The organism is Arenimonas donghaensis DSM 18148 = HO3-R19 (assembly GCF_000743535.1).
GTDB classification, from domain to species: Bacteria; Pseudomonadota; Gammaproteobacteria; order Xanthomonadales; family Xanthomonadaceae; genus Arenimonas; species Arenimonas donghaensis.
Map to the genome: position 1 here is coordinate 42,740 of NZ_AVCJ01000049.1, position 10,470 is coordinate 53,209.

6 protein-coding genes are annotated in these 10,470 nt (G+C 70.7%); all 6 read right to left on the reverse strand.

From position 1 onward, the window contains the following. Window positions 1-5: 5 nt before the first annotated feature. The 6 genes from N788_RS12250 to N788_RS12275 all read right to left on the reverse strand — a co-directional run bounded on the left by N788_RS12250 (window position 6) and on the right by N788_RS12275 (window position 10,380). Complete coding sequence (locus N788_RS12250) at window positions 6-2,501, reverse strand: LTA synthase family protein (protein WP_152560485.1); 2,496 nt, start codon at window positions 2,499-2,501, stop codon at window positions 6-8. Then, window positions 2,488-5,778, reverse strand: a complete 3,291-nt coding sequence (locus N788_RS14080; RefSeq protein ID WP_051924634.1) for a glycosyltransferase — start codon at window positions 5,776-5,778, stop codon at window positions 2,488-2,490. Before N788_RS14080 ends, N788_RS12250 begins: the two co-directional genes overlap by 14 nt. Next, a complete protein-coding gene (locus N788_RS12260) occupies window positions 5,775-6,923 on the reverse strand; it encodes a cystathionine gamma-synthase (protein ID WP_034225525.1) in 1,149 nt (382 codons plus the stop codon). The genes N788_RS14080 and N788_RS12260 overlap by 4 nt, the downstream gene beginning before the upstream one ends. 92 nt (window positions 6,924-7,015) lie before the next feature. Further along, window positions 7,016-8,425, reverse strand: coding sequence for an ABC transporter ATP-binding protein (locus tag N788_RS12265; RefSeq protein ID WP_034225528.1), 1,410 nt, complete (start codon window positions 8,423-8,425; stop codon window positions 7,016-7,018). Continuing rightward, window positions 8,422-9,216, reverse strand: coding sequence for an ABC transporter permease (locus N788_RS12270; protein WP_084696039.1), 795 nt, complete (start codon window positions 9,214-9,216; stop codon window positions 8,422-8,424). The genes N788_RS12265 and N788_RS12270 overlap by 4 nt, the downstream gene beginning before the upstream one ends. Before the next feature lie 69 nt (window positions 9,217-9,285). Then, on the reverse strand, window positions 9,286-10,380 hold the full coding sequence (locus tag N788_RS12275; protein WP_034225530.1) for an acyltransferase family protein: 1,095 nt from the start codon (window positions 10,378-10,380) through the stop codon (window positions 9,286-9,288). Window positions 10,381-10,470: the final 90 nt, after the last annotated feature.

Here is a 10,470-nt window from a genome sequence, read left to right on the forward strand (position 1 = left end):
AGGACCTAGCGCGGCGCCGGGTCGAGCACCGTGATCCGGGCGCGCGCGACCACCTTGCCGGCGCAGGCCAGCGCCACGGGGATGTGGCCCGGCTGCGCAAACGCCGGCGCCAGGGCCTCGTCCACGGTGAAGCTGGCCACCTGGTCTGAAATTGAATAATCGACCACCTGGCCCGCCACCGTCAGTTCGAACCCCTGCGAGCCCGGCGACAGCGCCAGCCAGCCCGCCGGCCGGCCGTCGGGCTGGACGTTGAACGGTTCGCCGGCGCGCAGTTCGCGTGGGCCAAAGTCCTTGATGCCGGCGGCGCAACCCGCCTGCGCCGATGCGGTGACGTTGGCCGGTTGCATCGACAGACGACCGATCTGGCCCTGGCGACCGTCCGGGCACACCCAGGCCAGGGCATCGCCATCTCGCAGGCGGTCACGCTGGCCAGGGTCCAGGCTGGCCGACCCATTGAGACCGGCGATGGTGAGCGGCACGTCCAGGTCCTGGCCGATGCGCAGCCGCGGCTGTCCGCGCGCGCTGGCGAGCCTGAACCAGAAGGTGTTGCTGCCGTCGGCCTGGGGATTGAAGTCCTGGCCCTGCACCAGGCTGTCCGGCCCCCAGGCATCGACCTGCAGGTCGCAGTCGGCGAATCGTTTTTCCACCTGCATCCCGGTAGGTGCCGACAGCCCGGCGATCTGCAGCCAGGACAGGGCGTGCTGGTCGCCGCGCGCCAGGTCCTGGCGCAGCGTCACCAGCCGCTCGCGCAGCGACCGCGCCGCTTCGCAATCGGGGTGCGGACCCCGGCACAGCTGCCAGTGGCCGCCACGGCGGACCGTCGTATGGCCCAGGAACAGCCGCGTGCGATCGGCGTGCAGGCCGGCTTCGCGGAAGGCCGAAAGCCAGGTGCGCGGGGCGTCTTCGCCCAGACGCGAAAGCACCAGGTCGGAGATCGCGAACATCGGGATTTCCCCCACCGGCACGACGCCCTTGCGGCCATCGAACACCAGCAAGGGCACGCGCGCCAGCGCCGGCAAGGCCATCAGCGGCGGTTCCGCGACCGAGTCGCGTCGGGTCGGCAGGACGATGCCCGAGAGCTCGTAGGGATCCGGCGCCTGCCCCAGCACCGGCGCGTGGTCGCCGAAGCCGACCACCAGGGCATCGGGATCGCGCGCCTGCACTTCCTGGACGTAGTCCATGAACGCCTGCGTCGAATACGCGATGGCATTGGCGTAGGCCTCCAGCAAAGGCGCCTGCGGGGTCACCGCGATGCGGTCGGGACGATGCGCCGCGCGCTCGTAGGGATAGTGCGAGCTCAGGCTGACGACGTAGTTGAACTGCGGCCGCGGGTCGCTTTCCTGCTCCAGCCGCGCCAGTACCTGCCGGTAGGTGCTGGCATCGGCCAGGAACATGCCGTCCAGGTCGTCGAGCTCGAAGGCGTTGACTGGGTAGTAGCGTTCGAAACCCAGCAGCGGGTAGGCCTGGTCGCGGCTCCAGAAACCCGCATGGTAGGGATGGCTGGCGGTGGCCAGGTAACCGGCCTGGCGAAGCAGGCGCGGCAGGCAGGGCATGGGCTTGGCCAGGGTGTGTTCGAACGCGACCTGGTCGCGGGTCGCCGGCAGGCCGCAGAGAGCCTCGAATTCCGCGTTCGCGGTCGCCCCGCCGAATCCCGGGACCAGCACGGCCGAATCCTTCGACTGCTCCATCGCGCGGCGAAAGCGCGGATCGAAGGGATCGCGGGAGAACCGGAAATGACCCAGCTGCAGCGGGTCCCAGGCGGTTTCGATCAAGACCACGTGCACGTTGCGCGGGCGGAAGCCGGGGCCGGCCAGCATGCGCGGGCGCGACAGGCCGTCGAGTGCCCGGGCGACCGCCGCCGCGCCGGGGACGCTGGCCTTTTCGCGCCGGTAGTGGGCGAAGTCGGCCATCAGGAACAGTCCGCCGCCCCGTCGTTCCAGGCGTTCGATCAGGTTGTCGGGCGAGGCCAGCGGCGCGGCGCGGTCAAGCTGGCCGTCTAACCAGGCGGCGCCGAGCAGCCAGCCGGCGGCCACGCCAGCGGCCAGCAGCAGCCCGAGCCAGCCACCGCGCCGGGGCCACCAGGCCCAGGCCGCCAGCAGCGCGACGCCGGCCAGCAGCGCCGCCGCCAGCCACAGGCGCCAGCCGGAAAGTACCTGCAGCAACGCCACCAGCGCCGTGGCGTCGGCCGCCAGCACCGGCTGCTGCAGCTGTGCCACCTTGAACGCCGGCGCGGCGACCAGCAGCAGCGCGTAAAGCACGCCCGTCATCCACAGCGCGATTGGCCCGCGTGCGGACAGCCGGAGTGCGACCAGCAGGGTCAGCAGCACCAACCCATCGAGCGCCAAACCCCACGGCGAATAGCGCGTGCCCAATGCCGCCGCCGCCAGCCAGGCCGCCGCAAGCGGTACCGCAGCGGCCCAGGCGACGTGTCGCCAACCCACCCCGTGGTCCCGGTGGCCCCCGGATGCCAGCGTCGTCCCGCGATCTTCAGCGGTAGACATGCGGAGTCCAGGGCCCCCATTTCTTTTCGTAGATGGCGCGGTTGGCGTCGAACAGTTCGCGCTTGGTCTCGGCCTTGAGCGCGTCGAAGCTGGCCGACAGGTGGTGGTGCACGAACACGTCTTCGGCGCAGGCGACCGACAGTCCGGCCTGTTCGACCCGACGGCAGTAGTCGTCGTCCTCGAAGAAGCCGACGCCGAAGTCTTCGTCCATGTCGCCCACGCGCTGGTAGACGTCGCGTCGCATCGCCACGCAGAAGAACGCGGCGGTGCGCAGCGGCCGGCGCTGGCCCGGGTGGGCCCGGGTGTGCAGCGCGGCCTTTTCCAGCATCTCGTCCATGCCGTCGTAACCGATGTCGAGCTTGGCTTCGTTGCCGATGTTGTTCGTCACCGGCCCCAGCAGCCCCAGGCCCGGGTCGGCGCGCAGGTGGTTGCACAGGCCGCGCACCCAGCCCGGGGTGACGTAGGTGTCGTTGTTGAGCAGCACCAGGAACTCGCCGCGGGCGGCGCGCAGGCCGACGTTATTGCCCGCCGAGAAGCCCAGGTTGTCTTCGTTGAGGATCAGCCGGCGCTGGTGGCCGGCCGGCGACGGCGCTTCGGCCCATTGCCGCAGCCATTCGGGTGAGCCGTCGGAAGATGCATTGTCGACGACGATGACCTCGAGATTGCCGTAGTCGCTGTGTGCTTCGATGCTGGCCAGGCAGGCCTGGGTGAAAGCGAGGTTGTTGTAGGTCAGCACGACGACGCTCACCAGCGGCTCGTTCAACTCGGCCAGGGCACGGTCGAAGGTTTCGGCACGATGCTCCCAGGTCTGGCTGGCGGCGAAAGCCTGGCGGGCCGCGGCACCCTCGCCCGGGCCGTCGGCCAGGGCCGCGCCGACGGCGGCGACGAAGGCCGCCGGGTCGCCGGCGACGCGCACCAGGCCGTCGAACTGCGCCATCTCCGGCAGGTCCACCGACACCACCGGTTTGCCGGCGGCCAGGTATTCGTAGACCTTCACCGGGTTGGTGGCCAGGGTCAGCGGAATCACCTTGAACGGCAGCAGGCAGACGTCGAAGCCATGCAGCCAGTACGGCAGGTCGGCGTAGGGCACCTCGCCGGTCAGGCGCACGTTGGCCAGGTCGGCCAGGGCCTCGCCGGCGCCCGCGGTGTCGTTGCCGACCAGCAGCACCAGCGCATCGGGTTGTGCCTGTGCGACCGCGCGCACCAGGTCCAGGTCGAACCACTCGGCGATGGCGCCGTAATAGCCGATGACCCGGCGGCCCTGCCCGTCGGCGAACACCTTGTCCGGGCGCTGGTGGAAGAACGCATATTCCCCGGCGTTCCTCACCATCGCCACGGCGCGGGCGCGCGGGCCGAGTTCGGCTTCCAGCCAGCCCGAGGTCACGACCACCAGGTCGGCGTCGGCCACCAGCCGGGCTTCGGCGTCGAGGATGGCCGGGGCGTTGTTCTCGAAGCCGCCGTGGTGGTCCATGCAGTCGTAGACGACGCGTGCGGCCGGCACGGCGCGCGCCAGCGACAGCCAGTACGGGTGCTGCACCAGCGACACGCCCGCCTGCGTACCGGTCCAGGCCAGCAGCCTCGCCAGATCCGCCCGGAGCGCTTCGACCTGGTCGTCGGCGGGCATGCCGAAGTAGATCGGCGGCCGCCCGGCGAGATTGAGGTGCACCTGGAACAGGCGCCCGCTGTCGTCGAGCGGTTCGACGCGGAACCCGGGCTCGGCGGCGTCGTGGAAATGGTTGGAAACATAAAACACCCGATGGCCCTTGCCGGCCAGCGCGCGCGCCAGGTGCTGGGGACGCTGGATGCGGAAATGCCAGTCGATCACGGACCAGACGAACACATCGGGCAGCCCTTCCTTGGCCGCGGCCAGCGTGACGCCCGCAAGCTCGCCCTGGCCCGGCAGCTCCGACGGCGCCCGGCTGCCCTCGGCGAGGTTCCGGCCCACCAGGGACGCACGCGCCTTGTCGCTGATCAGGGGCGCCTTGGCGATCGCGCCCCGTACGCGGGTGCGCAGCCGGGCCTGGTCGTCGGCGCCGAGCTGGCCGCGCAGCAGGCGGCCCAGCACGCGCAGCGGTCGCGTCCAGCGCCAGGTCCGTGAGGCCTTGACCAGCTCAAGCTGGCGCGCCTGCTCCGACAGCTGGTCGATGCTGTATTGCTGCACCGAGAGCTCGCGACGGGCCTCGGCGAGCTCGGCCTCGCGGGCACGCAGGGCTTCGGAAAGCTGCAGCGCGTGGTCCTGGGCCGCGGCGCAGGTGTCCTGCATGCGACGCAGGTCGCCGGAGATGGCTTCGATCAAACCGCCGTGCTGGATCTGCACCAGCTCGCGCAGTTGCCCGACCTTGTCCGGCAGCGACAGCGCTGCCGCGGCCATCGGCGCCTCGGCGCGACCGATGCGCTCCCAGAGCAACCTGCGCTCGAGCCGGGATTCTTCCAGGACCGGCTGCAGCAGCTCGCGCACGGGGGCCAGGCGGGCACGCAGCATCGGCAGCAGCTCGGTGATCGAACCGGCACCCTGCGCACAGGCGCGCAGCTGCTGCCAAACCTCGCGCACGGGTTCGGGCAGGGACGCGTCGTCGGCCTCGCGGTGGTGGCGCAGCGCCGGGTCAAGGAAGGCCGACACCTCGGCGCTGGCCTCCGGGCCCGGCGTTGCCAGCGAGTCGCAGCCGGGCAGTTTGGCGATCGTCGCGAGCACGCCGCGCCAGTCGGCCAGCAGCTGGTCGTAGCCGATGACCCGATGCGGCAGGCGCGCCGCGGTTTCGAGCGAAGCCAGGGTGTATTCGAGCCACAGCAGCAGCCCGCGGCCGGGCGCGATGCCGTCGCGCACCGACAATGAGCGCGCCACTTCGGCGGGATGCCGCAGCAGCACCACGGCCGAAAGCGGCAGGCCCAGGCCGGCGGCGCCGCGCTCCCAGGCCTCGGCGAACAGGCCCAGGCGCGGGTCCTTGGCGGCCCAAAGCGAGGTGCGGGCGCGATCGTCGCGCAGGTAATCGTGTACGGCCGCGGCGGCGCGACGGCCGGCTTCGCCGGTGAGCCAGTCGGCCGGGAGCGACACCGGGTCGTCCCACCGCAGTCCCAGGGCGGCCAGCAGGCGCTCGTGGATCTCCACGGCAACGGCGTCTTCCCAGTGACCGGTCTGGTTGCCGGCACTGGCGCCCAGCACGCGGGCGCCCAGGTCGGCGCCGCACAGGCCCAGCACCCGGGCCAGGGCCGAGGTGCCGCTGCGATGCATGCCCAGCACCAGGACACCGGCACCCGCCTTCTTGGCGGCCGTGCTCATCCCAGCGCGGCCTCGAGTTCAGCCAGCAAGTCCTGGACGTCCTCGACGCCGACGCTCAGGCGCACCAGGTTGTCGGTCACGCCCAGCGCCGCGCGGCGCTCGGCCGGCACCGAGGCGTGGGTCATCACCGCCGGGTGGTTGGCCAGGCTTTCCACGCCGCCCAGCGACTCGGCGCAGGCGAAGAGTTCGAGCTTGCCCATGAAATCCTTGGCCGCTTCGAAGCCGCCCTTGAGCCAGACGCTGACCATGCCGCCGGCGCCCTTCATCTGCCGCTGCGCCAGCGCCTGCTGCGGGTGCGAAGCCAGGCCCGGGTAGGCGACGCGTTCGACCTTGGGGTGCTTTTCCAGCCACTCCGCGATCGCCTGGGCGTTCTCGCAGTGCGCCTTCATGCGCAGGTGCAGGGTCTTGAGGCCGCGCAGCGCCAGGAAGCTGTCGAACGGCCCCTGCACGCCACCGATGGCGTTTTGCAGGTAGGCCATTTTTTCCGCCAGCTCGGTGTCGTCGCCCACCACGACCATGCCGCCGACGATGTCGGAGTGGCCGTTGAGGTACTTGGTGGCCGAGTGCATGACGATGTGCGCGCCCAGCGCCAAGGGCTGCTGCAGCATGGGCGAGCAGAAGGTGTTGTCCACGACCACGATCAGACCGCGCGCCCGCGCCTTGGCGGCGACGGCTTCGATGTCCACCAGCCGGAGCGTCGGGTTGGTCGGGGTCTCGATCCAGACCATCTTCGTGTTCGGGGTGATGCCGGCCTCGAAGGCCGCGTCGTCGTTGAGGTCGACCCAGCTGAAGTCCAGGCCGGCGCTGCGCCGGCGCACGCCTTCGAACAGGCGGTAGGTGCCGCCATAGACGTCGTCCATGCACAGCACGTGGCTGCCGCTGTCGAGCAGCTCGAGGATGGTCGAGCTGGCCGCCAGGCCCGAGGCGAAGGCGAAGCCGCGGCTGCCGCCTTCCAGCGCCGCGACGCAGCGTTCGTAGGCGAAGCGGGTGGGATTGTGGCTGCGCGAGTACTCGTAGCCCTGGTGCACGCCGGGGCTTTCCTGCACGTAGGTCGAGGTGGCGTAGATCGGCGTCATCACCGCCCCGGTGGAGGGGTCTGGCGATTGGCCGGCGTGGATGGCGAGGGTGCCGGGGCGATGGGTCACGGGGGCGTCCTGGGCGTGCGGGCAAGGCCGCCATGATACCCGATGGCGTCCGGTGGCCTGGCCCGACCCGGGCCGGCCGGGCGCTGAAAAAATCAGCCCGGCAGCGTCCGCCAGCGGCAGGCGGGTTCGTCGCTGAGGTCGAAATACCCCACCTTGTAGCGGTCCGTGGGCATGCCTTCGATACGGAAGCAGGCGGCGTCCAGGATGCGGTGCAGGAACACCCGCTCGTTGCTGGCGTCGTCCAGGCCCTGGCAGCCGACGTTCAGGAAATAGGTACCGGGACGCAGCCGGGTCAGGAACCGGAATTCAACCTCGAGGTCGGTGCCGGCCGTGACCCCGGCCAGGAAGCCGCTGCGGCCGTGGCTCGATTGCCCGAACAGGGTGATGCCGTCGACCGATTTGATCGCCATGCCCATCTCGACCGCGTGCGCATCGCGCTCGAAGTGCACGCGGTAGCGCAGCACGTAGGCGTGGCCCGGCACCAGCACGTTCACCCGGCGGCCGTCGGCGGTCTCGAGCTGCAGGTCGTGGATGCGGGCCCCGGACGGCACGAAGTCCACCGTCGATTCCGGCACCAGGCCAGGCTCGAAGCGCTCCTGCGCCTCCATCGGCCATTCGCGGATGTCGGCAGCGGCGTGCTTGCCTTCCGGGGTGGCGGCGGGTTCGTGCTTGCCACCGACGTCCTGCGCCAGCTCGCCGGCGGCCTCGCGTTCGGAATCCCACACCGGCTTGAAGCTGCGGATTTCCTCGCGAAGCGCCTGCCGCTGCTCCAGTGGCGCATGCACCAGGCGCTGGTAGCGGGCCACCACGTCCTTGGGCCGGCCGGCCATCAGCAAATCGCCTTCGTCCAGCAACAGGGCCCGGTCGCACAGGTTGACCACGCTGGCGGCCGAGTGGGAAACGAAAAGAATGGTGGCGCCGGCTTCGCGGATTTCCTCGATGCGGGCGAAACACTTGCGCTGGAAGGCTTCGTCGCCCACGGCGAGCGCTTCGTCGATGATCAGCACGTCCGGGTCGGCGTTGATCGCGACCGCGAACGCCAGTCGCACCATCATGCCGCTCGAATAGGTGCGCACCGGCTGGTCGATGAAGCTGCCGATGTCGGCGAAGCGCTCGATGCGGTCGAAACGCGCCTCGACCTCGCTGCGGCGCAGGCCCATGACCTGGGCGTTGAGCATGACGTTTTCGCGGCCGGTGAAGTCCGGGCTGAAACCGCTGCCCAGCTCCAGCAGTGCCGCCACCCTGCCCTGCACCGCGACCGAACCGCGGTTGGGCTGCAGGACCCCGGCGATGAGCTGCAGCAGCGTCGACTTGCCCGAGCCGTTGCGACCGACGATGCCGACGGTTTCGCCGGCGTGGATCTGCAGGTCCACTTCACCCAGGGCCCGGAACACCTGGTGCCGCGGCCGCCCGGTGAGCAGTTCGACCAGCCGGTCGCCCGGCTTGGCATAGACCCGGAAGTCCTTGCCCAGGCCGCGGGCGCTGATGACCGGCGCGCTCACAGCACGTCCCCGAAGCCCGGCCGCAGGCGGCGGAACAGCATCAGGCCGCCCAGGGCCACCAGCAGCGCCGCCAGCGAATGGCCGCCGGCCAGCGCCATGTCGGGCAAGCGCCCGTCGAACAGCAGGCCGCGTGTAGCCTCGACCACGAAGGTCAGTGGATTGATGGCCACGATGCCGGCGTAGGACGGCGGCACCGAAGACAGCGGGTAGAAAATCGGGCTCAGGAACAGCATGGCGGTGGCGACCAGTCCGCCGAGCTGGGCGATGTCGCGCACGTACACGCCCAGGGCCGCCAGGATCCAGGCCAGCCCGCACAGCAGCACCAGGTAGGGCATCAGCACCAGGGGCAGCAGCAGGGCCGTCCAGTGCAGCGCCGGGCCCAGCACCAGGCAGGCCAGCACCAGCACCACCAGGGCGACCGTGGCGTGCACCAATGCCGCGCCGACGGTGACCAGGGGCAGGACGGTCAGGGGGAACACCAGCTTCTTGACGAAGTTCGGCTGCCCGGCGATCGCCATGGGCGAGCGGATGAGAATTTCGGCCAGCATGCCGTGCAGCACCATGCCCGCGAACACCATCATCGCGAAGCCGGCGCGGCCCTGGACGCCGGGCCAGCGTGCCCCCAGCAGCTCGTGGAAGGCGAAGGTGAACACCGCGAGCAGCAGCAGCGGCGACACCAGCGACCAGGCCGCCCCGAACAGCGAGCCCCGGTAGCGGCCTAGCACTTCGCGGCGGACCATGCCCGCCAACAGCTCGAGGCGGAAATTGAGCCTTTCCATGTTGTCTTGCATACCTTGGCGATCTCCGCGCCCGGGGCCTGGCCCGGGCGGCCGGCAGCGCGCAAGTTTAGCAGCCCCGGCTCAGGCGCCAGGACGGGGCCGGCGCAGGCGAACATCGCGCCAGGGGCGTTCAAACGCCAGGTAGGACAGCATGGCCGCCGCCATCGCCGCGGCCAGGGGCCAGACCGGTGCCAGCGGCCAATCGTCCGCCCCGAGCACCCGCAATCCGTCCAGCACCGGCATGTGCCACAGGTAGAGGCTGAAACTGACCACGCCCACCAGCCGCATCGGCCAGGCGGCAAAAGGCTTTCGCAGCCCGTTGGGGCCGTGCAGTACCGCCAGCAGCAGGGCGGACCAGGCCAGCCCGAAGAACAGGAACCAGGTGTGGTTCAGGGCCGGGTTCATGGCCGTGCCGCGGATCGCCGCCCAGACCGCCGGGATGGTGAGGACGAGCCCGGCCAGGACCAGGACCGCCAGTGCCGCCCAGGCGCCCCGGGGCAGCGGCTGCGTGCCCGAGCGCAGGGCCAGGTCGGCCCGCGCCGCCAGCGCGCCGCAGAAGAACAGCACCAGGTACGGCCCCAGGCGGATGTCGTTGGGCACCGATTGCGAAGGCGGCCAGGCCCACAGCGCCGCTGCCAGCAGGACCGCGCCGAACAGCCATTCGAAGACCACGCCCGGACGCCAGGCGCGCAGGGCGGCCAGCACCAGCGCCAGCAGCGGCAGCCACAGGTAGTAGCTGAACTCGACGGGGATCGACCACAGCACGCTCTGGCCCTCCCGCAGCAGCAGGTGATTGACCAGCGAGGCATCGTCGATCTGGTAGTGCCAGGCCTGCACCCCGGCCCGGGTCAGCCCCCAGCTGACCAGCAGCAGCACGAGGTAGACCGGCCAGATGCGCAGCACCCGTCGCAGCGCGTAGTCGAGCCACAGCCGTGCCTGCCGGTAATCGCCGGCCGGGCGGTCCATCAGGATGCGGGTAAGCAGGAACGCGCTGAGCACGAAGAACAGATAGACCCCGCTCTTGCCGATGCCCGACAGGTCCAGGCCCGGCAGCAGGTGCAGGCCGCGGTTGGACAGGTGCGAGGCCAGCACGACCAGCACGGCCAGGCCGCGCAGGCCGTCGAGCGCATCGAGGTGGTCACGGCGGCCGCGCGGCCGCCCCAGGAAGAGTTCCATCCGGCGGCACTATAGCGGAAGCGAACGGGGCGCCGCGGCCAAAAAAAAGAGGGCCCGCCGAAGCGGGCCCTCCTGATGTCGCGACTGGTC

Bases quoted from the DNA above. Each gene is read 5' to 3' on its own strand.
- N788_RS12270 (WP_084696039.1), bottom strand. From the start codon at position 9,216: ATGCAAGACAACATGGAAAGGCTCAATTTCCGCCTCGAGCTGTTGGCG.
- N788_RS14080 (WP_051924634.1), bottom strand. From the start codon at position 5,778: ATGAGCACGGCCGCCAAGAAGGCGGGTGCCGGTGTCCTGGTGCTGGGC.
- N788_RS12250 (WP_152560485.1), bottom strand. From the start codon at position 2,501: ATGTCTACCGCTGAAGATCGCGGGACGACGCTGGCATCCGGGGGCCAC.
- N788_RS12275 (WP_034225530.1), bottom strand. From the start codon at position 10,380: ATGGAACTCTTCCTGGGGCGGCCGCGCGGCCGCCGTGACCACCTCGAT.